Below are 24,914 nucleotides of genomic sequence, written 5' to 3'. Positions count from 1 at the left end.
GCACACCTGAAAAAACGGCCGCCTCACATCCCCGCCGGCGCCTCACGCACCCTCTGGCGGAACTCCGTGAACCTCCCCGCCTCCACCGAGGCCCGCAACGCGTTCGCCGACCGGACCGAAGCCGTCCCACCGTTCCGCGCGCCCAGGAACGACGCGACGACATACTCGATCCGCACCTTCCCCGCGGCCGCCGCCTCCATCAGCGCCACGCCCCCGCTCGTCTCGAACCTGGCGCAGTAGCCACAGCGCGGATCCAGATACACCATCGCCGTGTGCGGTGCCTTCGCGTCGCCGACGACGATCTCCGGGCCTTCCACCACCGTCATGAGCCGGGAAGCCGCAGGTGGGATCGGCGCCGACGAAGACTCCACCGGCGACGAACAACCCGCCCCCGCAAGCCCCACGACACCGACCGCCGGCAACGCCACGACAGCACGAACAGACCTGCGTACCGGCATGGAAAAAGCCCTTTCGGAACAACGAAATCCGCACCTCCGGACCCAGGCCGCACCCCCACCCCGACCAGCCCGCCGAAAGACCCGGATCCGAAGGCCGAAGGCCCCCGCCCATCCAGTACCCTCCCGCCCATGGTCAGCAGGAGCAGCACGGTCAACGGCGGCATCTCGTTCTGGTACGCCCAAGAAGGCACCCCCGCCCCCCGCGAGCCTCTGCCCGGGGACGCCACCGCCGACGTCTGCATCGTCGGCGGCGGATACACCGGCCTGTGGACGGCGTACTACCTCAAGAAGGCCGTCCCCTTCCTCAACATCACCGTCCTCGAAGCCAAGTTCTGCGGCTACGGAGCATCCGGACGCAACGGCGGCTGGCTCTACAACGGCATCGCGGGCCGTGACCGCTATGCCAAGATCCACGGCCACGAAGCAGCCGTCCGCCTCCAGCAGGCCATGAACGCCACCGTCGACGAAGTCATCGGCGTCTGCGAAACCGAGAAGATCGACGCCGACGTCCACCGCGGCGGCGTCCTCGAAGTCGCCCACTCCCCTGCCCAGCTCGCGCGCCTCAAGGACTTCCACTCCGTCGAACTCGCCTTCGGCGAGACGGACCGCGAGCTCTACGGCGCCCGCGAAACCGCCGACCGCATCCGCGTCACCGGCGCCGTCGGCTCGAGTTGGACCCCCCACGGAGCCCGCCTCCACCCGGTGAAGCTGGTCAAGGGCCTCGCGGCAGCCGTCGAAGCACTCGGCGTCACGATCCACGAATCGACCCCTGTCACCGAGATCAAGCCGAAGCACGCCACCACTCCGTACGGCACCGTCCGTGCGCCGTACATCCTCCGGTGCACCGAAGGGTTCACCGCCTCCCTCACCGGCCAGCGCCGCACCTGGCTCCCTATGAACTCGTCCATGATCGCCACCGAGCCCCTCACCGACGCCCAATGGGAAAGCATCGGCTGGAACGGCCTCGAAACCCTCGGCGACATGGCCCACGCCTACATGTACGCCCAACGCACCGCCGACGGCCGCATCGCCCTCGGCGGCCGCGGCGTCCCCTACCGCTACGGCTCCAAGACCGACAACGACGGCCGCACCCAGCCCCAGACGATCGAGGCCCTCCGCGAGATCCTCATCCGCTTCTTCCCCTCCCTGGCCGGCCTCGGCATCGCCCACGCCTGGTCCGGTGTCCTCGGCGTCCCCCGCGACTGGTGCGCCACCGTCACCCTCGACCGCTCCACCGGCCTCGGCTGGGCCGGCGGCTACGTCGGCTCAGGCGTCACCACGACGAACCTCGCCGCCCGCACCCTCCGCGACCTGATCCAACAGGACTCCGGCCAGTCCGGCCCCACGGACCTGACGACCCTCCCCTGGGTCAACCACAAGGTCCGCAAATGGGAACCGGAACCCCTCCGCTGGCTCGGCGTCCAGGCGATGTACGCGGCCTACCGAACGGCCGACCACCAGGAATCCACGACCCACACAGCGGACACGTCCCGCATCGCGACGATCGCCGACCGCCTCTCCGGCCGCTGAGCCCGACCACTACGAAGGACCCCGGGCACGCCCGGGGTCCTTCCGCTCTGGAGCCCCCTGTCGGGTTCGAACCGACGACCCTGCTTCACAAGTCCTGGCAGGGGCAGGACGGGTGGTGCCGGACGGTGTTGATCCGTCCGGCACCGCCTGATCAGACGGGCCGAGCAAGGCCGCCCGATCCGAACGGAACCGGACCGTGCCGGACCGTCCGCTCACGCATCGCTCACGCATCGCTCACGCACGAACGGCAGTTCAACCGACTCGTCGCCCACGCCCCCGCCGAGAACAGCGGTCAGTGAACGGAATTGCGTCCCCGTCGTTTGGCTGACGGCAGATCACGTGACTTCGCCGAGGAACCCATCGAGTACGTGCCGTAGGACGTCCGGCCGATCCAGATGAACGTCGTGTCCCGTCCCCGGGACGCTCAGGGCCACTGCCTCCGGCCGTCGCCGGAGCATCTCGTCGATCTCCCCAGGCGAGATGATGCCGGACTGGCCGAGGATGGCCAGGGTCGGACAGGTCACGTTCGACCACTCGTTCCAGAAGGACCGCTGGGCGATCTCCGCGAGCGACTCGACCATCACATCGCGGTCGAAGCGGGGCCACCAGCCGCCGTCGCGTTCCATCAGGCCGGCCGCCCAGCCCTCGCCGACCGGACCGCCGCCGAGGAATTCGACGGCGGCTTCCCGTGACGTGAACGGTCTGGGCCAGGAATCGAGCCATCCCGAGATCTCTGCCTGCACGTCACGGTTCGGCCCGCCCGGCCCAGCCTCCACCAGGACCAGCGCTCGGAAGAGCCCAGAGTGCGCGGCAGCGGCGAGCATGGCCGTGTGGCCGCCCAGCGACTGGCCCACCAGGACGGGTTGCCGGAGGCCGAGCTGTTCGAGTACGGCAACGACATCCGCGACGTACGCCGCCCGGGACACGTCCTGCGGGCGGCGCTCCCCGGCGCCATGGCCGCGCTGGTCGACGGCGATGACCCGGTAGCGGGGGCTCAGGTCTCGGGCGACGGTGTCCCATTCGCCCGCGTGGCCGGCCAGTCCGTGCAGCAGGACGACAGGTGGTCCTGATCCGCCCCAGTCACGGCAGGAAATGCGGACGCCTTCACGGACGACGGTGCGCTCTGACCAGGTCATACAAGGTCCTTCAGGCGGTGGGTCGGGCCGGGGGCGTGTCGCGTCCGGGGCGATACGCGCGGGCAGGCCGAACAGCGGGAACAGGCGCTCGGTGTCGCGGAAGGCGTTGATACCGGTGATGTGGTGACCGGAGAACTCGATGACCTGGAGTGCCCAGGGTTCGTAGCCCGTCCCGTCGGGGCTGGGCCGGTACTGGCCGAAGGCGGGGGTGCCATTCGCCGTGGTCGGGATCAGGCGGGAACCGCGGCAGCCGACTGCGGGTCCGGTCAGCCACGCCTGGATGTCGGGGATCCCGCGCATCCACTTCGCGTACGGGGGCAGGCACAGCGTGGCGTCGACGTGGAGCAGCATGTTCAGCTCCTCCATGTCGTAGCGGGAGAAAGCCATGGCATACCGCTCCGCCAGCATCCGGCGGACGGCGTCCACCGGCCGGGTACCAGGGTCGTCGAAGGGGCCGCGATGTGCGGCGAGCGTGGTACGGGCCCGCTGCAGAGCGCTGTTGACGGAGGCGACGGTCGAGCCGTGCAGCTCGGCGACTTCGCGGGCCGAGAAGCTCAGCACGTCCCGGAGGATCAGCGTGGCTCGCTGCTTGGGCGGCAGGTGCTGGAGCGCGGCGACGAACGCCAGCCGTACCGATTCGCCCGCCGTCGCCGTCTCCTCGGGGTTTCCGCCGGGGCAGGGCCCGACCCATACGGTGTCGTCCTCCGGGGCTCCTGGGGAGGAGGCTCCGGACGAAGGCGCCGAGAGGTCCATTGGCAGAGCCCGCCGCCTGCCTGCGGCCAGGGCGTCAAGACACACGTTGGTGGCGATGCGGTAGACCCACGACCGCAACGACGAACGCCCCGCGAACCGCTCGACGTTCCGCCAGGCCCGGATCATCGTCTCCTGCACGGCGTCCTCGGCCTCGGCGTGTGCGCCGAGCATCCGGTAGCAGTACCCGGTCAGTTCTCCCCGATACTCCTCAAGCCGGTCCGTCGCCCCTGGCGCCACGGTGTCCTGCATGCTGCCCCCCTCTGGCCTCGTGAGGTCGACTCCCTCGCCAAGGCTGCGGTAACGATACGCACGACGAAGGAGCAGATCACCGACCTCGCCCTCCGCTCACAGGCGGATGGCACCCCGGCTTCGTTCACGAGCGGATGACGGGAATCGAACCCGCGCTACAGCTTGGGAATCACCCGGTACTTGGGTCTGCTTGGCACGCCCATCTCAGCGATCCTCGGCAAGGGGAAGCCCCGAGGGGTGTGTGATCCGGCGCACATCGCCGGGAGCGATGACTTCGCTTCGCATCGCCGGTCATAAGGGCGACACCAGCCAAACGACAAAGGCTCCGCCATGACCGACATGCTCACCGCTCCCCGCCAGGCCGTCTCCGCCGCGCCCGCGACGCGATCGGCGGCGCGGTGGTCCGTGGCCGGTGGCGTGGCGGCGGGGCCGCTGTTCCTTGCGGCCGGGCTCGCCCAGGGATTCGCACGGGTCGGCTTCGACTTCACGCGGAATGCGATCAGTCAGCTCGCCCTCGGTGAGACGGGCTGGATCCAGATGGCGAGCTTCGTGCTCACCGGCGCCCTGCTGGTCGCCGGCGCGGTCGGCCTGCGGCGGGCGCTGCGCGGGACGTGGGGCCCGGCCCTGGTCGGGGTCTTCGGGTTCTCCTTCTGGATCGCGGGCGCCTTGCCGGCCGATGCCGGTGCGGGTTTCCCGGCCGGAGCACCCGAGACGACGGTGATGAGCGGGCACGGCGCCGTCCACATGTTCGGCGGGATGGTCGGCTACCTCGCCCTGTGCGCCGCGTTTCTCGTCCTGGCCCGTCCGCTGGCCGCCCGGGGCCTGCGGGGCTGGGCCGTCGCTTCCCGCGTCGTCCCCGTGGTCGTCCTCGCCGGTTTCATGGCCTCGGCCGCCTCGGTCCTGGCGTTCACCGCCGGCGCGGGCCTCGGTCTGCTGTGGCTGAGCGCGGTGACGGCCCGCCTGGCCGGCGCCCCGGCCGACCGCTAGCCGATCGCCGAGTGGAAGGACCTCATCCACGCACATGGAGCCGGTGAACTGGCTCAAGTCCGAGCACGGTCTCGGCCACGACCACGCCCTCGTCGCCCATACCCTCGCCGAGGAGCGGCGTCGCACCCCGTGTCGTGATGGAGATCCTCGGGGACATCCAGATCAGGCTGACCATGGACGTCTACACACACGTAGTCCAGGACTCACAGCGCGAGGCCATCAGCCACATGGACCGGCTACTCACCCGAAAGCGGCCCGACCGTCCTTAACCACCGCCGTTGATGTCACCCGTAGATGTCTAACCACCGCCGTTGATGTCACCCGTAGATGTCAAAGACCCCCAACCATGATCGGTTGGGGGTCTTCGCCCATGAGCCCCCTGTCGGGTTCGAACCGACGACCCCCGCTTTACAAGAGCGGTGCTCTGGCCAGCTGAGCTAAGGAGGCAGCGAGTGCAGTGTAACCAACCCCCGACCCGCCCAGGTCGGAAATCTCACCGGCTCGGGAGTACTGACAGATCCGAAATCGCCAGGTAGCGTCACCCGGAGTTCACTCCGGTGGACTAGACCCATCCTTCCTTCCACTCGGATCGTCCGGCACGTTCCTGCCGGTGAAGGGATACATCACCATGGCTTCTGTCACTTTCGACAAGGCGACCCGGCTCTACCCGGGGTCCGACAAGCCCGCCGTCGACCAGCTCGAGATCGAGATCGAGGACGGCGAGTTCCTCGTTCTCGTCGGCCCGTCCGGCTGCGGCAAGTCCACCTCCCTCCGGATGCTCGCCGGTCTCGAGGACGTCAACGGCGGTTCCATCCGGATCGGTGACCGTGACGTCACGCACCTGCCGCCGAAGGACCGGGACATCGCGATGGTGTTCCAGAACTACGCGCTGTACCCGCACATGACCGTCGCCGACAACATGGGCTTCGCGCTCAAGATCGCCGGGGTCAACAAGAGCGAGATCCGCGCCAAGGTCGAAGAGGCCGCGAAGATCCTCGACCTCACGCCGTACCTGGACCGGAAGCCGAAGGCGCTCTCCGGTGGTCAGCGGCAGCGTGTCGCGATGGGGCGCGCGATCGTGCGTGAGCCGCAGGTGTTCCTCATGGACGAGCCGCTGTCGAACCTCGACGCCAAGCTCCGCGTCTCCACCCGTACGCAGATCGCCAGCCTGCAGCGCCGGCTCGGCATCACCACGGTGTACGTCACCCACGACCAGGTCGAGGCCCTCACCATGGGCGACCGGGTCGCCGTGCTGAAGGACGGTCTGCTCCAGCAGGTCGACTCGCCGCGGAACATGTACGACCGTCCCGCCAACCTCTTCGTCGCCGGCTTCATCGGCTCCCCGGCCATGAACCTGGTCGAGGTGCCGATCACCGAGGGCGGTGTGAAGTTCGGCAACAGCGTCGTCCCGGTCTCCCGTGACGCGCTCTCCGCCGCCTCCGCCAACGGCGACACGACCGTCACGGTCGGCATCCGCCCCGAGCACTTCGATGTCTCGGGTGCCACCAGCAAGGAGGGCCTGGCCGTCTCCGTGAACGTCGTCGAGGAGCTCGGCGCCGACGGTTACGTCTACGGCTCCGCCCGCGTCGGCAGCGAGGACAAGGACCTGGTCGTCCGCGTCGGCGGCCGTGCCGTGCCGGAGAAGGGCTCCACGCTGCACGTCGTGCCGCGCCCGGACGAGCTGCACGTGTTCTCCACCTCGACGGGTGAGCGCCTCTCCGGCTGATCCGGTCTCTCCGGCTGATCCGGTCTCTCCGGCTGATCCGGTCTCTCCGGCTGATCCGGTCTCTCCGGCTGATCCGGTCTCTCGAGCTGATCCAGCCGGTCCGACTCGTCCAGCCGGTCCTCGTCCGTGCCGTTCGGCCCTGTTCCCGCTTGCGGGGCAGGGCCGTTCGCGTACAGGACCGGCGGGTCACGGCGTGTCGACAAATACCCCGGCAGACCCGTCAATTCGGGCACTGGCGTCAACACGGAATTCGAAAAGGCGCGTCGAACCATCCCTCGCGAGAGTGACTAAATGTCGCCATATCACTACCGGCCGCTACGCTCGCCTCCGTGACGCACACTGCCCGCCGTATCGGCCGCTCTCTCGCTCTCGTCCTGCCCGTCGTCCTGGTGCTCTCCGGGACGCTCGCGGTGTCCGCCGTTCCGTGGGCCGGTCAGGCCTCCGGGACCCAGATGCTCACCGCGTCCTCCGAGGACGTCTCCGTCCCCGCCAAGTCCCGTGCTCCGCAGGATATTCTGCGCGACCGCCTGCTCGCAGAGCTTCAGGAGAAGGACCCCGGCACGGCGTTGACGCACCTCCAGCGCGAGGTCGAGAACAGCCCGTCCCTCGCCAAGCACTGCATGTCCATCGCCCGCGCCCTCGGGAAGGCGGCCGTGCGGTACTACGGCCCCACCCGCGCCCAGTCCTACTCCCGCCCGGTCTGCGACACCTCGTTCGCGACCGGCGTGATGTACGCGAGCTGAGTCGCGAACCCACCCCGCGACGCTGAACGGCTGCCTCACGAGGTGCGCATATCGTTCCCGGTATGAACACCTCTCCGACGCAGGCCGTGGTTCTGGCGGGCGGCCAGGGCTCGCGCCTGCGCCCCTACACCGACGACCGCCCCAAGCCGATGGTCGAGATCCCGGGCACCGGGACCCCGATCATCGGCCATCAGCTGTCCTGGCTCGCCGCCGAGGGCGTGACGGATGCCGTCGTGTCCTGCGGCCATCTCGCCGAGGTGCTCCAGGAGTGGCTGGAGAGCGCCGATCTGCCGCTCCGTGTGACGACCGTCGTCGAGACGGAGCCGCTGGGCCGTGGCGGCGGCCTCAAGTACGCCGCCGCGCATCTGCCTGAGCCCGGACAGCCCTGGTACGCCACGAACGGCGACATCTGGACCCGCTTCTCCCTGCGCGAGATGGCCGAGTTCCACGCTGAGCGGGACGCCACCGCCACGCTCGCCCTCGCCCGCCCCCGGATCCCGTGGGGGGCCGTGGAGACGGACACGTTCGGGCACATCACCGACTTCATCGAGTCGCCGCCGTCGCCGTTCCTCATCAACGCCGGCGTGTACGTCTTCTCCCCCGAGTTCACGGGGCTGCTCCCCGATCGGGGCGACCACGAGCGCACCACGTTCCCCCGGCTGGCCCGTGAGCGCCGCCTGGCGGGCTTCCCGCTGCCCCAGGGGGCCTACTGGCGGGCGATCGACACCGCGAAGGACCTGACCGAGGCGGCGAAGGAGCTGGCGGCTCAGGGGGTGTGACAGCGGTTCCGTACGTACGGGATACGGACGGGATACGGACGGGATACGGGCGGGATGCGTACGGGAAGGGCGGCACCACTCGGAAGTGGTGCCGCCCTTGTCGTGGTCGGGTAGGTCGGTACGGAGCCGGGTCGAGCCGAGTCGAGCGGGGGCGTCAGCCCAGGAGGCCGCCGATCGGGTTCCGATTGCCGCCCGAGGTGGAGCCGCTCGTGGGGTCGGTGGTGCCGGTGCCGCCGCCGCTGCCCGTGCCGCCCGAGCTGCTCGGGCCCGAGCTGGTGGACGGCGGGGCCGCGGGCCTGGACTGGCTCGGGGTGCTGTCGGTGCCGCGGGTGGCGGTCGGGCGGCTCTCCGAGATCCGGCCGGTCTCCCGTACGGTCTCGCTCGGCTCGGCCTTCTCCTCCTCCTCGCTCTCGCCGCTCGCGCCGGCCGTCGCGGACGGCTTGGGGCGGGTGGAGGCGGACTGGGAGGGGCTGCGCTCGCCGGACTCCTGCGGGAGGGACCGGCCGGGGAGGTGGTTGATCGGGTCGTCGTTGGGGCCGGGCACGGTGACCATCTCGGTGGACCGTACGGCGCCGCCGAGCATGGAGCCGAGGAGGAGCGTGAGGCCGACGACGACGGAGGCGACGAGGGCGCCGCGGCGCAGGACACGACGGCGGAGGTCCCAGAGTTCGGAGCGGGGTCCGAGGGTGCGCCAGGCTTCGCCTGCGAGGCGTCCGTCGATGGAGTAAACAGGGGCGCCGGCGATGATCAGCGGGGACCAGGCGGCGAGGAAGATGATGTCGGCGGAGTCGTAGACGGGGACGCTCTTCCAGCTGACGGTGAGGAGGAGCGCGGCGGAGAGCATGGCGCCGATGACGGCGGCGACGCGCTGCCAGAGTCCGAAGACGGTGAGGACACCGACGACGACCTGGAGGAAGGCGACGGTGAGTCCGGCGCCGACGGGGTGCTGGAGGGCGAAGTCGCGGAGGGGTTCGGCGAGGGCCCACGGGTTGAGCGAGTTGAGCCACTTGACCATGGAGCCGCGTTCGCCGCCGTCGAAGTAGACGGGGTCGCAGAGCTTGCCCATGCCGGCGTAGATGGAGATGAAGCCGAGGAAGACACGGAGCGGGAGGAGTACGACGCCGAGGTTCATCCGACGCCCGGGGTAGTAGGCGTGGCGGACCGGGTCCGCGCCGTGGCGGTGCGGGCGGTTGCGGTACTCGTCGTCGGCGTCCCGGTCGTCCCGGTCGTCCCCGTAGGCCACCTCGTACGGACCGTCGTGCGGCCCGTCGTGCGGCCCGTCGTGCGAGGTGCCGCCGTACGCCCCGTCGTAGGCGCCTTCGGCGCGCCGCATGGGCGGCAGGAGCGGGGCGGACTCGGCGGGGACGACAGGGGTGGGCATGGTGTCGTCGATGCGCGGGATGGCCTGCGTGATGCCCGCGTCGAGGGGTCCCGGGGGCTCCAGCGTGGAGACCGAGGACTCCCGTACGGCCTGGAGCAGTCCGGTGGCGCCGGGGTCGCCGGGCGCGGACTTTCCGGTCCACACGACGGGCCGCCGGCGCCCGGCGGCCGCGCCCGCACTCGCTCCGGCGAGGGCCGAACCGCGGAAGGCGGCGGCGAACTTCGGCTGCTGGGCCGGCGCGAGCCGCACACGGAAGCTGGCGTGGTTCACGATGACCTGCGCGGGGTCGGAATCCACTTTGACCATGCTCAGCGCGGGCTGATCGTCGAACCCCGGCCGGGGCGTTCTGGTGTCCACACTCATCTAACCGAGTGACGCGGGATTAGGACACTGCCTTGACGGGCGGGAAATGTCCGAGGCCCGTCAAGATCAACGGTGCCCACGGGACATCCGGGGCGCCTGATCGGCGGCCGGGGCGCGACTTCGGCATGAGTGTGCGGCTCAATCCGTCACGCGCGGTGCGCCCGCGCATGAGCCAGGCAACTCTCGTACGACGGCAGCGCATTGTCGGCCGTGAGCTGTGCCAGGCTCGGTGCCTGACTGTCCCGCGGTGACAGCTCGGGGGCCAGGTGGGCCGGCCATTCGATTCCCACTGCGGAGTCGAAGGGGTCGAGGGTGTGCTCTTTGTGGGGTGCGTAGGCCTCAGAGCACATGTACATAACGGTTGCTTCATCCGTCAAAGCGATGAACGCGTGCCCCATCCCCTCGGAGAGATACAGCGAGCGGTTGTTCCGGGCACTCAGCTCGTGTGCCGTCCACGAGCCGAACGTCGGCGATCCCACGCGCAGGTCGACTGCCACGTCGAGGATCGCGCCGTTCGGGCACGAGACGAACTTGGCCTGCCCCGGTGGCACGTCGGCGAAGTGGACGCCGCGGAGCGCCCCGCGCCGGGAGACGGAGACGTTGGCCTGGGCGAGGCGGAGGGGATGTCCCACAGCCGCGGTGAACGTGTCCTGCCTGAAGGCTTCATGGAACGTTCCTCGGCTGTCCGATCGCACGTCGGGTGTGCACAACCAGACTCCGTCAATGGAGGTTCGCCGCATCGGGTCATCTTCCGTCTAGAGGCCCAGTGTGGGCCAGGCCGCGTGAAGAGCCGCCCGCCAGTGCCGCATCGGCGGCAGCCCCGCCTGCACCCACCGGCCGTGGCCGAGTGTGGACCGCGCAGGACGGAGTGCCGCCCGTCCGAGCTCCGTTGAGCTGATGGGCCGTACGTGTTCGGGATCGCGTCCGAGGAGAGCGACGACTTCCCGTGCGAGGCCGTACCAGGTGGTCTCACCACGGTTCGTCGCATGAAGCACACCCGGGACGGCAGGGCGGTCGAGGAGCGCGGCGATGCGTACGGCCACGTCCCATGTCCAGGTGGGCTGTCCGAACTGGTCGCTGACGACTTCGATCGTCGACGGGCGGCGACCGGTTTCGCGGGCGTGGACGAGCCGGGCGATCGTGGCCGCGAAGTGGGCGCCGCCGGAGCCGTACAGCCAGGCGGTGCGTACGACCGTGCCCGTGTCCGGGAGAAGCTCCAATACGGCTCTCTCACCGGCCAGTTTGGTCCTGCCGTAGGCGGTGCGCGGAGCAGCCGGGGCGTCCTCCGAGTACGGAGTGTCGCTGTCCCCCGCGAAGACGTAGTCGGTGGAGACGTGCATCAGGCGGGCGCCGCTCTCGGCGCATGCGGCGGCGAGGTGACGGGCGCCGTCGCCGTTGATCCGCAGGGCTCTCGCCTCATCCGTCTCTGCCGCATCGACGTCCACAAAGGCGGCGCAGTTGACGACCGCGTCCGGTGCGTGGGTCCGGAATGCCTCGTTCACAGCATCGCGGCGGGTGATGTCGAGCCGACCGCGGTTCAAAGGGACGGCTCGGTGCCCGGCGGCCTTCAGTGCTGTCGTGACGTCCTGCCCGAGCATTCCACTCGCGCCGGTGACCAGCACGTTCCTCATCGTCGGCGGGGCATCCACCACGACTCGTTCTCTTGGTACCAGCGCACTGTCTCGGTGAGCCCCTTCTGCAGGTCCCCGAGCGGCACGTATCCCAGCTCGTCGCGGGCCCGCGACCAGTCCACCGAATACCGGGCGTCATGGCCCTTGCGGTCCGCGACGCGACGTACCCGATCCGACGGCGCCGCGCATGCCTCCAGCAGCAGGGCGGTCAACTCCCTGTTGGTCAGCTCGACCCCGCTGCCGAGGTTGTACACACGGCCGGCGCGCCCCCGTGTCCGAACGAGTTCGATGCCCCGGCAGTGGTCGTCGACGTGGAGCCACTCGCGGACCTGGCTGCCGTCTCCGTACAGCGGCACGGTCAGCCCGTTCAGGAGACGGGTGATAAAGAGTGGGACGATCTTCTCGGGGAACTGGCGCGGCCCGTAGTTGTTGGAGCAGCGGGTGATCCGGACGTCGAGACCGTGGGTGCGGTGGTGGGCGAGCGCCAGAAGGTCCGAGGACGCCTTGGAGGCGGAGTACGGCGTCGTGGGGGCTAGGGGGGCCTCTTCCGTCCAGCATCCGGAGCCGATGGAACCGTAGACCTCGTCGGTGGAGACATGGACGAAGGTCTCGACGCCGTGCTGGACCGCTGTCTCCAGCAGGGTCTGAGTGCCGAGGACGTTCGTGGTGACGAACGGGGTGCCGGACCGGTTGGAGCGATCCACATGGGACTCGGCCGCGAAGTGGACGATCTCGTCGTGCCGGGCGGCCAGCGACCCCATCAGCTTGGCGTCGCAGACGTCGCCTCGCACGAACGTGAGGCGGGGATCATTGCCCAGTGCGGCCAGGTTCTGCCGGTTCCCGGCATACGTGAGGCTGTCCACGACGGTGATCTCGATGCCTCTGGGCCCGTCGGGGCCGAGAAGCATCCGGGTGTACGTCGATCCGATGAACCCGGCACCGCCGGTGATCAGTATCCGTGTGCCCATGCCGCCCCCGCTGGAATCTAGGCGTGCACGCTACACCCATCGCCGGTCCGCCGCGACGGGATGTCACGGCGAACCGGCGAGGGGAGCGGGACGATCGGGGCCAGCCCTGGTCCAGCGAGGTTCAGCCCTGGCGGCGGCGGGCGACCTCGTAGAGGACGATGCCCGCGGCGACGCCCGCGTTCAGGGATTCGGCGCCGCCCGGCATCGAGATGCGGACGCGGTAGTCGCAGGTCTCGCCGACGAGGCGGCCGAGGCCCTTGCCCTCGCTGCCGATGACGATGACGACCGGGCCGTCGAGCGCCTCCAGGTCCTCGACCGTGTGCTCGCCGTCGGCGGCGAGGCCGACGACCGTGAGGCCCTCCTTCTGGAAGCCCTCCAGCGCCCGGGTCAGGTTGGTGACGCGGGAGACCGGGGTACGGGCGGCGGTGCCGGCCGAGGACTTCCAGGCGCCGGCGGTCATGCCGGCCGCGCGGCGCTCGGGGACGACGACGCCGTGGCCGCCGAAGGCGGAGACGGAGCGGACGATCGCGCCGAGGTTGCGGGGGTCGGTGACGCCGTCGAGGGCGACGATCAGCGGGTCCTCGTGGGCGTCGTAGGCGGCCGCGGTGAGGTCCTCGGGGTGCGCGTACTCGTAGGGCGGGACCTGGAGGACGAGGCCCTGGTGGTTCAGGCCGTTCGTCATCCGGTCGAGCTCCTGGCGCGGGGCCTCCATCAGGTTGATGTTGCCGCGGTCGCCGGCGAGCTTGAGGACGTCGCGGACGCGCTCGTCGTTGTCGATGAACTGCTGGACGTAGAGCGTGGTCGCGGGGACGCCGTCGCGCAGCGCCTCGAAGACCGGGTTACGGCCGACGACCATCTCCGAGGTGCCCTTGGGGCCGCCGCGGCGCGGGGCGGGCCGGCGGGCGGCGGCGTGCTTGGCCTGGGCGTTGGCGATGCGGTTCTTCTTGTGACCCTTGCGGGCGGAGGCGGGCGGCGTGGGGCCCTTGCCCTCGAGGCCCTTGCGCCGCTGGCCACCGCTGCCGACCGTCGCGCCCTTCTTGTTGGACGTGCGGCGGTTTCTGCGCTGGCTGTTCCCGGCCATGACTACCTAATCCTCGGTGTTGCGTACATAGGTCTGTAGGTGAAGTGTGCCGCCCGACTCCCCGAGCGGCACATCATCAGCGGTTGCCCAGCGTCCAGCGGGGGCCGTCGGGGCTGTCCTCGATGGCGAGGCCGGACTGACCGAGCTGGTCGCGGATCGCGTCCGCGGTCGCCCAGTCCTTGCGCTCGCGGGCCGACTCGCGCTGCTGGAGAACGAGCCGTACGAGGGTGTCGACGACGCCGTGGAGCTCCTCGCCGCGGTCGGTCTCCTCGGCCCAGTGCGGGTCGAGGGGGTCCAGACCGAGGACTCCGAGCATGGCCCGGACCTCGGCCAGGCGGGCGATGGCCTCGTCCTTGTCATCGGCCGCGAGGGCGCTGTTGCCCTGGCGGACGGTGGTGTGGATGATCGCGAGCGCCTGCGGGACGCCCAGGTCGTCGTCCATGGCCTCGGCGAAGGCGAGCGGCACCTCGGGGGCGGGCGGGACGGTCTTGCCCGCCTTCTCGGTGACGCGCTGGACGAAGCCCTCGATCCGCGCGAACGCGGACTCGGCCTCGCGCAGGGACTCCTCGCTGTACTCGATCATCGAACGGTAGTGCGGGGTGCCCAGGTAGTAGCGCAGGACGATCGGGCGCCAGTTCTTGACCATCTCGGAGACGAGCACCGAGTTGCCGAGCGACTTGGACATCTTCTCGCCGCTCATGGTGACCCAGGCGTTGTGCACCCAGTACGAGGCGAAGTCGTCTCCGAAGGCCTTGGCCTGGGCGATCTCGTTCTCGTGGTGGGGGAAGATCAGGTCGAGCCCGCCGCCGTGGATGTCGAAGGCGGAGCCGAGGTACTTGTGGGCCATGGCCGAGCACTCCAGGTGCCAGCCGGGCCGGCCGCGGCCCCACGGGGTCTCCCAGTCCGGCTCGCCGGGCTTGGTGGCCTTCCACATGGCGAAGTCGCGCGGGTCGCGCTTGCCGGTGATGCCTTCCTCGGTGGGCTGGCGCAGGTCGTCGATGTCCTGGTTGGACAGGGCGAGGTAGCCGGGGAAGGAGCGGACGTCGAAGTAGACGCTGCCGTCGGCCTCGTAGGCGTGTCCGCGCTCGATGAGTCCGCGCATCATCTCGACCATCTCGGTGACGTGGCCGGTGGCGCGGGGCTCGTACGTGGGCGGGAGGCAACCGAGCGCGTCGTAACCGGAGTTGAAGGCGCGCTCGTTCTCATAGCCGATGGACCACCAGGGGCGCCCCTGGTCGGCGGCCTTGGCGATGATCTTGTCGTCGATGTCGGTGACGTTGCGGATGAACGTGACGTCGTAGCCGCGGTACTCGAACCAGCGGCGCATGATGTCGAAGTTCAGCCCCGAACGGATGTGGCCGATGTGCGGGGCGGCCTGGACGGTGGCGCCACAGAGGTAGATCGAGACGCAGCCCGGTGTGAGCGGGGTGAAGTCACGGATCTGCCGGGCGCTGGTGTCGTACAGGCGAATAGTCACCACTCCAGGGTAGTGGGCGTGTGGTAGTGCCCCGCGACCGATCGCGGGTCGCGGAGCGGGATTTTTCCGGCGGTGCGTCAGGCGGGGCGGCACGGCGGCCCGATCCGGTGGGCCGGGCGGCGCGGTGCGGCGGGCCGGGGCGGTGGGCCGGGTTGGTGCCGGGCTGGGCGGCCGGGGCGGCGCGGTGCGGCAGGTCGGTGCGGTGGGCCGGGTTGGTGCGGGGCGACGGGCCGGGCGGTCTGCGGCCGGGGCGACGCGGTACGGCGGGTTGGTGCGGGGCGACGGGCGGGGCGGTACGGCAGGTCGGTGCGGGGCGACGGGCGGGGCGGTACGGCAGGTCGGTGCGGGGCGACGGGCGGGGCGGTACGGCAGGTCGGTGCGGTGCGTCGGGCTGCGCGGTCGGGTGCGATGGGGCGGGCGGTGCGCCGGGCAGCACAGGCCGCCCGGCAGCGCGGGCCGACGGGCAAGCGGCATCGCGGCGCCGTCCGGTGCGCCAGGAGGCGCGGCGCCGTCCCGTACGGCCTGACGTACGGCACCCGCGGCGCCGGCCGGCGCGTCAGGCCGGGCGGTAGACCAGCGCGGTCGCGAGTGCCGCCAGGCCTTCGGCGCGGCCGGTGAGGCCGAGGCCGTCCGTCGTCGTGCCGGAGACGGAGACGGGGGCGCCCACCGCCTCGCTCAGCGCCTTCTGCGCCTCGTCGCGCCGCTTGCCGACCTTGGGGCGGACGCCGATGACCTGGACGGCGACGTTGCCGATCTCGTACCCCTCGGCGCGGACGATGCGGGCGGCCTCGGCGAGGAGAGTGACGCCGGCAGCGCCGGACCACTCGGGGCGGGAGGTGCCGAAGTGGGCGCCGAGGTCGCCGATGCCGGCGGCGGAGAACAGCGCGTCGCAGGCGGCGTGGGCGGCGACGTCTCCGTCGGAGTGCCCGGCGAGCCCGTACTCCTCGTCCTCCCAGAGGAGGCCCGCGCACCACAGCTCGCGACCCTTCTCGAATGCGTGGACGTCGGTGCCGATACCGGTCCGGGGGATCAGGGGGAGGCTGCTAGAAGCCATCGTTGGCCCTCCTGCGGGCGAGTACGGCCTCGGCCAGTACGAGATCGAGCGGACGGGTCACCTTGAACGCCTCCTCGTGACCGGGGACGACCACGACGGGCGCGCCGAGCCGCTCGACCATGCCGGCGTCGTCGGTGGCACCGTCACCGGTGAGGGCGACTGTCGCGTGCGCGTTGACGAGGGTCTCGTAGTCGAAGCCCTGCGGGGTCTGGACGGCGCGGAGCCGGGAGCGTTCGGGGGTGGCGACGACGCTCTCGGGGTCGCCCTTGGTCTCCGCGGGTTCGACCTCCTTGACCGTGTCGGCGACCGGGAGCGCGGGGACGACGGCGACGGCCCCGTCCCGTACGGCCTCGATGACCGCGTCGACGGTGTCGACGGGGACGAGCGGGCGGGCCGCGTCGTGGACGAGGACCGTGGAGATGCCCTCGGGCAGCGCTTCGAGGCCGAGGCGTACGGATTCCTGGCGGGTGTCACCGCCGGGGACGACGAGGTAGTCGGTCCGCTCGGGCAGGGCGTGCGCGTCGAGGAGGTTCTTGACCTCGGCCGCGCCGTCGGAGGGGGCGACCACGACGACGAGGGAGACGGCGCGTGAGGCGGCCATCGCCCGGACGGCGTGGATGAGCATGGGGGTGCCGTTCAGCGCGCGGAGCGCCTTGGGGGCGCCCGGGCCGAGCCGTACGCCCCGGCCCGCCGCGGGGATCACAGCGGCGGTGCGCACGGGACGCGTTTCGTCTGTCATCGGTTGCACTCCGGCAGGTTTGTTTCCTCGGCCGACATGGGTATGGCCTTGGGGGTCCCCCCGGACGAAGTCTGGGGGAGTGCTGGACGCGACGCCTTGACCGGGCCCTTTCCGTGACGACGGTCGGGGCGTACCGCGCGGCACAGGGGATGTGGCACAGGAGGACGCGAGGGGGGCGGTTGTAGCAGCGCCGTGGACGGCCGGATCGCGAGGCGACGGACGTCGGGCGATGGAATGTCGGTACGGCGGTGATCATCGAGCGACCGGATGTCGGTGCTGCGGCGATCGTCGGTACGGCGGCCATGGACGCGGTGAACGGTTCGCAAGGACGCGAACATGCCGCAGCGCCCGGCGACAGTGCTGTGAGTTTCACAGCACGTCAACGGGCACCGCGGCATCGCTTCATTCAGGACGCGAGGACCTCGTCGAGGAGAGCCTCGGCCTTGTCCTCGTTCGTGTTCTCCGCGAGGGCCAGCTCGCTCACCAGGATCTGCCGAGCCTTGGCGAGCATGCGCTTCTCACCTGCGGACAGCCCGCGCTCGCGCTCCCGGCGCCACAGGTCGCGAACTACTTCGGCGACCTTGATGACATCGCCGGAGGCGAGCTTCTCGAGATTTGCCTTGTAGCGGCGCGACCAGTTGGTCGGCTCTTCGGCGTACGGCGCACGCAGCACCTCGAAGACCCGGTCCAGCCCGTCCTGACCGACCACATCGCGAACACCGACGAACTCCGCATTGTCCGCCGGCACACGAACCGTCAGGTCGCCCTGGGCGACCTTGAGCACCAAGTAGGTCTTGTCCACGCCTTTGATCTGGCGAGTTTCGATGGCCTCGATCAGCGCGGCCCCGTGATGGGGATAGACCACGGTGTCGCCAACCTTGAACGTCATGTGACAGGTACCCCTTCCGTGGCTATCCAGGGTAACACGGATACGGCTTCTTCTGAATGGCGTTTTCGCAGGTCAGGGCATATCTCGGGGCTTGACAACAGCGACGCGAACGTGCTGCGGAGGGCTTGCGGAAGGCGGTATTCGCAGGTCGGAGCGGCTGCACGGACGGAGAGAAACGCGCACGTTACACCCGCCCGGAGGGCTCCGAAGGGGGAACGATGTCCTGTTTTGACCGGTTCGCGTCGCCCCTCTCCATGTACTCCGTTCGAGGATCGGTCACCCGTACGGATGCTTCCGGCTTCGAATCCCGAATTGATCACCCGGGCACCGCGGCGGGGTTTTTCCGCGAGGCGGGCGGAGGAATGCGCGGACTCCCGTCGAATTGATCAAGGCGGTTATGTGAACGGCGCGCCAATGGGTCGCGATCCGGCCATCACGGAGGGCTCGTGCATGGCACACGGAGCGCACCCGGAGGGCCCGGGGACGCGAAGGGGGCGGGTCGGGTGCGGGACGGAGAGTGCGGCTCGGTAACCTAAGCGCGCTGACGCACCTTTAGCTCTTCCTTAGCCGGTTGATCCTGCTCGACCCCAGCCGGCCGCCCTTAGCCCGTCCGTACGTCCTAGGAGATGCCGCCGCCGTGAGCCGCAGCCTTCGACGCGGCGCCCTCGCCGCCACCGCCATCGTGATCTCGATCGCCTCGCTGTCCGCCTGTGGCGCCGGCAACAACGCACAGACGCTCGGAGTCAAGCCGGACAACGCCGCCGTCACCGTGGACGACGTCAAGATCCAGAACGCGCTCGTCATCACCCAGCCCGACGCCACCGTGCAGGGCCCCGCCGTCGTCTCGGCCACGGTCTTCAACAACGGCAGCACCCAGCAGACCCTCGACGCGATCACCCTGCCGGGCACGCGCGCCACGGTGGTCCTGAAGCCCGCCGAGGGCTCCGGCCCGGTCACCGTCCCCGCGGGCGGCTCGGTCGTCATCGGCGGCAAGGGCAACGCCACCGCCACGATCGAGGACGGCCGACTGGCCGCGAAGAACGGCGACGCGCAGGAGGTCGTCTTCAAGCTCAGCAAGACCGGCGACGTGGGCCTGGAGGCGTTCGTCGTCCCGGCGACCAGCTACTTCAAGGACTTCGGCCCGACCGAGATCCCGAAGCCGCCGGCCGCCTCGCCGACGGCGACCCCGACCGCGACCTCGACGGCGGGCCACGGCGCCGAGGACGGCTCCACGGCCACCCCGTCGGGCGAGGCGAGCCACTCGTCTGCCAGCCACTGACGTACGGCGCACGGCTCACAGCTCAGCGCACGAAAGGGGCGCCCCACCGGATCACTCCGGCGGGGCGCCCCTTCGTCCGCGTACGACCGTCGCCGTAAGGCCCTGGGCATACGGCCTTATGGGCACTGCTCCATGCCGTACGGGCTCTGCGCGCACGGTTCACGACCTGCGGCTCACGGACTCTGCGCGCACGGTTTACGCCCTGCGGCTCACGGACTCTGTCGCAGGCTTACGGCCCGCGCCTCACGGGTTCTGCGCGCACGGCTTACGGCCTACGGCTCGAACTTGTAGCCCAGGCCCCGGACCGTCACCAGGTAGCGCGGCGCGCCCGGGTCGGGTTCGATCTTCGCCCGGAGTCGCTTGACGTGGACGTCGAGGGTCTTGGTGTCGCCGACGTAGTCCGCGCCCCAGACCCGGTCGATCAGCTGCATACGGGTCAGGACACGGCCCGCGTTGCGCAGCAGCATCTCCAGGAGGTCGAACTCCTTCAGCGGGAGGTCGACCTTGCCGCCGGAGACCGTGACGACGTGGCGGTCCACGTCCATGCGGACCGGGCCGGCCTCCAGGGCGGCGGGGGTGACCTCCTCCGGCTCGCCGCGGCGGCGCAGGACCGCGCGGATGCGGGCGACCAGCTCCCGCGAGGAGAAGGGCTTCGTCACATAGTCGTCGGCTCCTATCTCCAGGCCGACGACCTTGTCGATCTCGCTGTCCTTGGCGGTCACCATGATGACCGGGACGTTCGAGCGGCCGCGCAGCTGGCGGCACACCTCGGTGCCGGGCAGCCCGGGCAGCATCAGGTCGAGGAGGACGAGATCCGCTCCGTTGCGCTCGAACTCGTCGAGACCGTCGGGCCCGGTCGCGGCGACCGCGACCTCGAAGCCTTCCTTGCGGAGCATGTACGACAGGGCGTCGCTGAAGGATTCCTCATCCTCGACGACGAGCACTCGGGTCACGGAAGGACCTCCGGGGCAGGGAGCGGTTCGGTCATGAGATCGGGGGTGGTGGAGGCGGGCGGGCGGCGGTCCCGAACGGCGCCCGCCTCGGGCAGCCGCAGGGTGAAGGTGGAGCCCTGGCCTTCGGTGCTCCAGACGGTGACCTCCCCGCCGTGCGAGGCGGCCACGTGCTTGACGATGGCCAGGCCGAGCCCCGTACCTCCGGTGGCGCGGGAGCGGGCCGGGTCGACGCGGTAGAAGCGTTCGAAGACCCGCTCGCGGTCCTTCTCGGAGATGCCGATGCCCTGGTCGGTCACCGCTATCTCGATGAGGTCGCCGCCGGGGGCCGCCACGCGGCGGGCGGCGATGCCCACCCGCGTACGGGCCGGGGAGTAGTTGACCGCGTTCTCGACGAGATTGCCGAGGGCCGCGGCGAGCTGGCCGCGGCTGCCCCAGACGTGCAGGTCGGCGGTGCCTCCGGAGACCATGGTGATCTGCTTGGTGGAGGCGGTGTGCCGGGAGCGGTCGATGGCCTCGGCGACCAGCTCGTCCACCCGTACGGGCTCGGAGTCCTCCAGCGGGTCGTCGTTCTGCACCCGCGAGAGGTCGATGAGTTCCTGTACGAGATTGGTGAGCCGGGTCGCCTCTATCTGCATACGGCCGGCGAAGCGGGTGACCGCCTCGGGGTCGTCCGAGGCGTCCATGACGGCCTCGGAGAGCAGCGAGAGCGCACCTGTCGGAGTCTTGAGCTCATGACTCACGTTGGCGACGAAGTCGCGCCGTACCGCTTCGATACGGCGGGCCTCCGTCAGGTCCTCGACCAGGAGCAGCACCAGGCGGGAGCCGAGCGGTGCAACGCGGGCGGAGACGGCGAGGGCCTCGCCGCGTCCGGTGCCGCGCCGGGGCAGGTCGAGCTCGACCTGCCGTATCTCTCCGTCACGGCGGGTGTCGCGGGCCATGTTGAGCATGGGCTCGACGGCCAGTTTTCCGCCGCGGACCAGGCCGAGGGCGTACGCCGCCGAGCTGGCCTTCACCACGGAGTCGCTCTCGTCGAGAACGACCGCGGAGGAGCGCAGCACCGACAGCACGGTGTCGACGCCGGGCGGGAGCACGGCGTCCGTGTGCAGGGAGGTCCGGGTGGGTCGCGCCTGGTCGCGCTCGCTCCAGCGGAACGCCAGCATGGCGATCACGCCGGTGCACACCCCGGCGATCGCAGCCAATGCGGCGACCGCCGCGTTCACGTCCATGGCATCCAGGTTATGCGGGGTCGCGGACACTCTCCCAGCCGTCCGAGTGGCTGCTCGAACAGTCGTCGCCCAGAGTTCACCGAGGGGACGGTGCCGGTTCATTTGAACCGTTGAGGACGGTGGCCTGCGTCGCCCAGAGTTCACCGAGGAGAAAGAGGTCATTCACTTGAGGTGGACGCTCCTGACTTGTCGGGGGCCGAACGTGGGAGCGTGGGGGTCCGAAGCCCCACCCGGACCCCGGACGCTTGTGAGAGAGGGACATCGATGCGTGACGCGTACCACGAGGAACTTGACTCGATCGGCGAGGGCCTGGTCGAGATGGCCCGCCTTGTCGGGTCGGCGATCGGGCGCGCCACGACGGCGATGCTCGACGCGGATCTGAAGCTCGCGGAGAGCGTGATCGCGGCGGACCAGAAGGTCGACGACCTTCAGCACGACCTGGAGGCCCGGGCGATAGCGCTGCTCGCGCGGCAGCAGCCGGTGGCGACGGACCTGCGGATCGTGGTGACCTCGCTGCGGATGAGCGCGGACCTGGAGCGGTCGGGCGACCTGGCGCAGCACGTGGCGAAGCTGGCGCGGCTACGCTTCCCCGCCACGGCGGTGCCGCGTGATCTGCACGCGACGATCCTGGAGATGGGTCAGCTGGCGCAGCGCCTGATGGCGAAGGCGGCGGAGGTCATCATCACGAAGGACGTCGACCTGGCGCTCCAGCTGGAGCAGGACGACGACGAGATGGACCTGCTGCACCGGACGCTGTTCCAGCACCTGATGGACGACCGCTGGAAGCACGGCATCGAGACGGCGGTCGACGTGACGCTGCTGGGCCGTTACTACGAGCGGTTCGCGGACCACGCGGTGTCGGTGGCGAAGCGCGTGGTCTACCTGGTGACGGGCGAGCACGCGGACGAACTCCAGCAGTCGGACGCCCCGGTCGAGGGCGCGTAGCCCTCGGGCGGGCGGCGGATCGGGTGTGGGTGCGTAGCCCTCGGGCGGGCGGCGGATCGGGTGTGGGTGCGTAGCCCTCGGGCGGGCGGCGGATCGGGTGTGGGTGCGGCTTCGGCGTCGGGCCGGGGCCGGCCGCTGGGCCGGGGCCGCCGCTCGCTGCTCGGCGCGCGGAGGCGGATCGGGGCCGACCGCTGGGCCGTAGCCGCCGCCTGTACTCGGTCGGCGCCGCCCGCTGCTCGGCGGGCGGGCGCTTCTTCGGCGGCCTCGGGTCGGGGCCGGCCGCTTGGCCGTGGACGCCGCTCGCTGCTCGGCGCGCGGAGGCGGATCGGGGCCGACCGCTGGGCCGTAGCCGCCGCCTGTACTCGGCTGGCGCCGCCCGCTGCTCGGCGGGCGGGCGTTGCTTCGGCGGGGGCGCCCTCGGGTCGGGGTCGGCCGCTGGACCGTGGACGCCGCCCGCTGCTCGGCGGGCGGAGGCGGATCGGGGCGGCGACGCCCTGCTCTCGGCGGCAGCCGACCCTGGACGGGCGGTACCCGCCGGCGGGTACTGACTGGCGACTTGCGCTGCTCGACGGCAGCCCGCCGGGGCCAAGCGCGCCTCGGCGGCGAGGCGGTGGGCATGGGCGCTGGGTGGAGTGGGGGGCGTCGGGGCGTGGGCCGCGCCGGGGAGGCGCTCGCACTCCTGTGCGCCGTTGATGCGCCCGGTGACGTGGGCATGGAATGAGGGGAGGCGACGTACGCCTTCGAGGAGGGACGCTATGCCTGAATCCGCCACCACCGACCCCCAGCAGGAGACGCCGCGCGACACGGTCTTCCTGCCCGTCCTCGGCGCCTGCGGGTGCGGCTCGGGCTGCGGCTGCGGCTGCCAGTCCGGTGGGCCGTGCCAGTGCGGGGGCTGCTCCGGCTAGGGCACGCGTACGACGAGACGGTCCCGCCCGGTCCTCCGGGCGGGACTTCGTCGTACGGGCCCGGGCGTCACACGTCGAGGACACCCACGGTCTGGCCCCCGGTGGTCTCGCCGGTCGTACGGAAGCCCTGCTTGAGGTAGAAGTCCCCTGGCCCGTCCTCGCCCGGCTCCCACGACACGTACATCAGGCTGCCGCCGCGCCGCCGTATCTCCTCGCGGACGGCCTCGACGGCGAAGCGCCCGTACCCCTTGCCCTGGTGGTCGGCGGCGATGTTGAGCCGCCAGAGTCCGCTGCGGTAGTCGTCGGGGTCCTTCTTGGGTGCCCACTGGATGTCCAGGAAGGCCATCAGAAACCCGACGAGCTCGTCCCCGTCGAAGATCAGCCGCGGCCAGGCGGGCTCACCGAAGGCGTACGCCTCCGCCAGCGAGGTCGCGACCGGCGCGACGTTCTTCTCCTGGTGCGGATGGACGCGCAGCGCGAGGGCGGCGTCGATGTTCTCGGGAGTGATCTTCTCGAGGCGGAGCGATGAAGGCATGGCCCGGAGGCTACCGACCGTCCGTGAGCCCCGCCCACGCATTTCTCCCGAGCTCCCGAGCTCCGACCACCGCCCCCGCGACGGCCTCTCCTGAGGCCGCTGCTCACCCGCTCCGACCGCACCCCCGACGAGGCCCTCCGGACAGCCACTGCCCCTGCCTGCCGAGAGACGGCAGGCAGGGGCGGCACCCTGAGGCACGTCAGCTGCGACGCTTGCCCGCCTTCCCGTCCCGCTCGGATTCCTTGCGCCTCTGGACGGTGTAGGAGGACCAGTCGCCCCGATGCCGATCACACCTCGACGCGCCGATCATGGCGAGTCGCCGGCATCGGGTGCCCTTCTGCGTCGTCGCTCCACACTTGGACTGCGTACGCGCCACGATTCCCACCCCCGGTCTCGACGAACGTGCGGACGAGCCCAGCGTCGCCATGCGCCCGCCCCGCAGGGAAGGCGCGCGCGCTTGCGAACGGGTGCACGGTGGCTTCCCGTGGATGCGTCGGGGCGCACGCCGCCGGTGCGCGGGCGGCACGTGCGGCAGCGGCCGTACCCGACAGCGCCCCACGGGCGGCCCCGGGGCAACGACAAACCCCCTACCCGCTGAGAACCAGCAGGTAGGGGGTTCCTTCGTACCTCAGGGTTACTTCTTGCCCTGGGTCTGGCGGGCCCGTCTTCCGCCCCTGGTCAGAGAAGTGCGCACCTCGACTGACCTGCGGTCGAGCGGTCGTTGTTGGTCGATGCTGGTGGTCAGTGGTCGTCGCCGGAGGGCCCAGAGAGGGCCCAGCGCAGGGCTCTCCGTTCCACTAGCGATAGCGGTACGGCCCGCTAACGTTAGCGACCCCGCTAGCAGGCCAACTCGTCCGTGAGCAGCGCGTTAGCGGTTAGCGCCCGGGCCCGTCGGCACCTCGTAACGGGCGTACGGCCGGGGATGGTCCCCGGCCGGCGGGCCGCTATCGCCTGTCAGAACGAGAGCGTCCCTCGTCCAGCCGGAGCCGGAGCCAGCGCGAAGGCGTGGAGGTCGTCACGGCTCCGGTTGCGCCCGATCGGGTAGGCGGGGCCGATCGCCTCGGTGTGCTTGCGGCTGTCCATCCAGCTTCCGGCTACGTTCGCGGGGGGCGGAGGCCAGAGGAGGC

At 70.6% G+C, this 24,914-nt stretch carries 23 protein-coding genes, 1 tRNA gene and 3 pseudogenes; 10 read left to right on the top strand and 17 right to left on the bottom strand.

Annotated features, from left to right (window positions below; all coding sequences use genetic code 11):
• Positions 1-23 precede the first annotated feature (23 nt).
• The gene (locus ACZ561_RS32145) at positions 24-458 is read right to left on the bottom strand and encodes a DsbA family protein (RefSeq protein WP_471001744.1); all 435 of its coding nucleotides are present in this window, start codon (positions 456-458) and stop codon (positions 24-26) included.
• Between the two features lie 129 nt (positions 459-587).
• On the opposite strand from ACZ561_RS32145, the gene ACZ561_RS32140 reads away from it, so the two are divergent.
• On the top strand, positions 588-1,988 hold the full coding sequence (locus ACZ561_RS32140; RefSeq protein ID WP_471001741.1) for an NAD(P)/FAD-dependent oxidoreductase: 1,401 nt from the start codon (positions 588-590) through the stop codon (positions 1,986-1,988).
• Positions 1,989-2,323: 335 nt separating this feature from the next.
• Here ACZ561_RS32140 and ACZ561_RS32135 read toward each other — a convergent pair whose 3' ends face one another.
• Positions 2,324-3,124 (bottom strand): alpha/beta fold hydrolase, encoded by an 801-nt coding sequence (locus tag ACZ561_RS32135; protein WP_471002076.1) that lies wholly within the window; start codon positions 3,122-3,124, stop codon positions 2,324-2,326.
• A gap of 39 nt (positions 3,125-3,163) precedes the next feature.
• Positions 3,164-4,126, bottom strand: a pseudogene (locus ACZ561_RS32130) (sigma-70 family RNA polymerase sigma factor); the annotation flags it as partial.
• A 330-nt stretch (positions 4,127-4,456) separates the two neighbouring features.
• Here ACZ561_RS32130 and ACZ561_RS32125 point away from each other — a divergent pair.
• The 3 genes and pseudogenes from ACZ561_RS32125 to ACZ561_RS32115 all read left to right on the top strand — a co-directional run.
• Entirely contained in the window at positions 4,457-5,113 is a 657-nt protein-coding gene (locus tag ACZ561_RS32125; protein ID WP_471001738.1) for a DUF998 domain-containing protein, read from the top strand.
• A pseudogene (locus tag ACZ561_RS32120) lies at positions 5,114-5,228 on the top strand (DUF4287 domain-containing protein); the annotation flags it as partial.
• Positions 5,227-5,382 (top strand): annotated as a pseudogene (locus tag ACZ561_RS32115) (site-specific integrase); the annotation flags it as partial. The pseudogenes ACZ561_RS32120 and ACZ561_RS32115, both read left to right, overlap by 2 nt.
• A gap of 104 nt (positions 5,383-5,486) precedes the next feature.
• Here ACZ561_RS32115 and ACZ561_RS32110 read toward each other — a convergent pair.
• A tRNA-Thr gene (locus ACZ561_RS32110) sits at positions 5,487-5,560 on the bottom strand.
• A 181-nt stretch (positions 5,561-5,741) separates the two neighbouring features.
• On the opposite strand from ACZ561_RS32110, the gene ACZ561_RS32105 reads away from it, so the two are divergent.
• The 3 genes from ACZ561_RS32105 to ACZ561_RS32095 all read left to right on the top strand — a co-directional run bounded on the left by ACZ561_RS32105 (position 5,742) and on the right by ACZ561_RS32095 (position 8,361).
• Positions 5,742-6,839, top strand: coding sequence for an ABC transporter ATP-binding protein (locus tag ACZ561_RS32105; RefSeq protein ID WP_471001735.1), 1,098 nt, complete (start codon positions 5,742-5,744; stop codon positions 6,837-6,839).
• A 329-nt stretch (positions 6,840-7,168) separates the two neighbouring features.
• Positions 7,169-7,582 (top strand): hypothetical protein, encoded by a 414-nt coding sequence (locus ACZ561_RS32100; protein ID WP_329117893.1) that lies wholly within the window; start codon positions 7,169-7,171, stop codon positions 7,580-7,582.
• Positions 7,583-7,644: 62 nt separating this feature from the next.
• A complete protein-coding gene (locus ACZ561_RS32095; protein WP_376433214.1) occupies positions 7,645-8,361 on the top strand; it encodes a nucleotidyltransferase family protein in 717 nt (238 codons plus the stop codon).
• A 154-nt stretch (positions 8,362-8,515) separates the two neighbouring features.
• On the opposite strand, the gene ACZ561_RS32090 is transcribed toward ACZ561_RS32095, so the two are convergent.
• The 9 genes from ACZ561_RS32090 to ACZ561_RS32050 all read right to left on the bottom strand — a co-directional run bounded on the left by ACZ561_RS32090 (position 8,516) and on the right by ACZ561_RS32050 (position 17,944).
• Entirely contained in the window at positions 8,516-10,105 is a 1,590-nt protein-coding gene (locus ACZ561_RS32090; protein ID WP_471001731.1) for a DoxX family protein, read from the bottom strand.
• A gap of 146 nt (positions 10,106-10,251) precedes the next feature.
• Entirely contained in the window at positions 10,252-10,845 is a 594-nt protein-coding gene (gene rfbC, locus ACZ561_RS32085) for a dTDP-4-dehydrorhamnose 3,5-epimerase (protein ID WP_471001728.1), read from the bottom strand.
• A gap of 15 nt (positions 10,846-10,860) precedes the next feature.
• On the bottom strand, positions 10,861-11,736 hold the full coding sequence (gene rfbD, locus ACZ561_RS32080; RefSeq protein ID WP_471001725.1) for a dTDP-4-dehydrorhamnose reductase: 876 nt from the start codon (positions 11,734-11,736) through the stop codon (positions 10,861-10,863).
• Positions 11,733-12,704 carry a dTDP-glucose 4,6-dehydratase gene (rfbB, locus tag ACZ561_RS32075; RefSeq protein WP_471001721.1) on the bottom strand — a complete coding sequence of 324 codons (972 nt, stop codon included), beginning with the start codon at positions 12,702-12,704 and terminating at the stop codon, positions 11,733-11,735. The genes rfbD and rfbB overlap by 4 nt, the downstream gene beginning before the upstream one ends.
• A gap of 121 nt (positions 12,705-12,825) precedes the next feature.
• Positions 12,826-13,785 (bottom strand): 23S rRNA (guanosine(2251)-2'-O)-methyltransferase RlmB, encoded by a 960-nt coding sequence (gene rlmB, locus ACZ561_RS32070; RefSeq protein ID WP_362366517.1) that lies wholly within the window; start codon positions 13,783-13,785, stop codon positions 12,826-12,828.
• A 76-nt stretch (positions 13,786-13,861) separates the two neighbouring features.
• The gene (gene cysS, locus ACZ561_RS32065; protein WP_471001718.1) at positions 13,862-15,262 is read right to left on the bottom strand and encodes a cysteine--tRNA ligase; all 1,401 of its coding nucleotides are present in this window, start codon (positions 15,260-15,262) and stop codon (positions 13,862-13,864) included.
• 556 nt (positions 15,263-15,818) lie between these two features.
• Positions 15,819-16,316: a 2-C-methyl-D-erythritol 2,4-cyclodiphosphate synthase gene (gene ispF / locus ACZ561_RS32060; RefSeq protein ID WP_471001715.1), complete on the bottom strand. Its 498-nt coding sequence runs from the start codon at positions 16,314-16,316 to the stop codon at positions 15,819-15,821.
• A complete protein-coding gene (gene ispD / locus ACZ561_RS32055; RefSeq protein ID WP_471001712.1) occupies positions 16,306-17,055 on the bottom strand; it encodes a 2-C-methyl-D-erythritol 4-phosphate cytidylyltransferase in 750 nt (249 codons plus the stop codon). The genes ispF and ispD overlap by 11 nt, the downstream gene beginning before the upstream one ends.
• 406 nt (positions 17,056-17,461) lie before the next feature.
• The gene (locus tag ACZ561_RS32050; protein WP_003953493.1) at positions 17,462-17,944 is read right to left on the bottom strand and encodes a CarD family transcriptional regulator; all 483 of its coding nucleotides are present in this window, start codon (positions 17,942-17,944) and stop codon (positions 17,462-17,464) included.
• Between the two features lie 637 nt (positions 17,945-18,581).
• On the opposite strand from ACZ561_RS32050, the gene ACZ561_RS32045 reads away from it, so the two are divergent.
• Positions 18,582-19,223 (top strand): DUF461 domain-containing protein, encoded by a 642-nt coding sequence (locus ACZ561_RS32045; RefSeq protein WP_471001709.1) that lies wholly within the window; start codon positions 18,582-18,584, stop codon positions 19,221-19,223.
• A gap of 272 nt (positions 19,224-19,495) precedes the next feature.
• Here ACZ561_RS32045 and phoP read toward each other — a convergent pair whose 3' ends face one another.
• Positions 19,496-20,167: a response regulator transcription factor gene (gene phoP, locus ACZ561_RS32040; protein ID WP_465270246.1), complete on the bottom strand. Its 672-nt coding sequence runs from the start codon at positions 20,165-20,167 to the stop codon at positions 19,496-19,498.
• Between the two features lie 5 nt (positions 20,168-20,172).
• Positions 20,173-21,402, bottom strand: a complete 1,230-nt coding sequence (gene phoR / locus ACZ561_RS32035) for a two-component system sensor histidine kinase PhoR (RefSeq protein WP_376433197.1) — start codon at positions 21,400-21,402, stop codon at positions 20,173-20,175.
• Between the two features lie 264 nt (positions 21,403-21,666).
• Between phoR and phoU the strand changes: the two genes are divergently transcribed.
• Together phoU and ACZ561_RS32025 are read left to right on the top strand one after the other, a co-directional pair.
• The gene (gene phoU, locus ACZ561_RS32030) at positions 21,667-22,347 is read left to right on the top strand and encodes a phosphate signaling complex protein PhoU (RefSeq protein WP_361436928.1); all 681 of its coding nucleotides are present in this window, start codon (positions 21,667-21,669) and stop codon (positions 22,345-22,347) included.
• A gap of 755 nt (positions 22,348-23,102) precedes the next feature.
• A complete protein-coding gene (locus tag ACZ561_RS32025) occupies positions 23,103-23,252 on the top strand; it encodes a hypothetical protein (RefSeq protein WP_362366540.1) in 150 nt (49 codons plus the stop codon).
• 67 nt (positions 23,253-23,319) lie between these two features.
• Here the strand turns inward: ACZ561_RS32025 and ACZ561_RS32020 are convergent, their stop codons facing one another.
• A complete protein-coding gene (locus tag ACZ561_RS32020; RefSeq protein ID WP_471001705.1) occupies positions 23,320-23,787 on the bottom strand; it encodes a GNAT family N-acetyltransferase in 468 nt (155 codons plus the stop codon).
• Between the two features lie 954 nt (positions 23,788-24,741).
• Positions 24,742-24,870 (bottom strand): hypothetical protein, encoded by a 129-nt coding sequence (locus ACZ561_RS32015; RefSeq protein WP_471001702.1) that lies wholly within the window; start codon positions 24,868-24,870, stop codon positions 24,742-24,744.
• Between the last annotated feature and the right edge of the window lie 44 nt (positions 24,871-24,914).

Source organism: Streptomyces sp. NPDC039609 (assembly GCF_055596705.1).
This window is presented reverse-complemented; position numbering and strand designations above follow the sequence as displayed.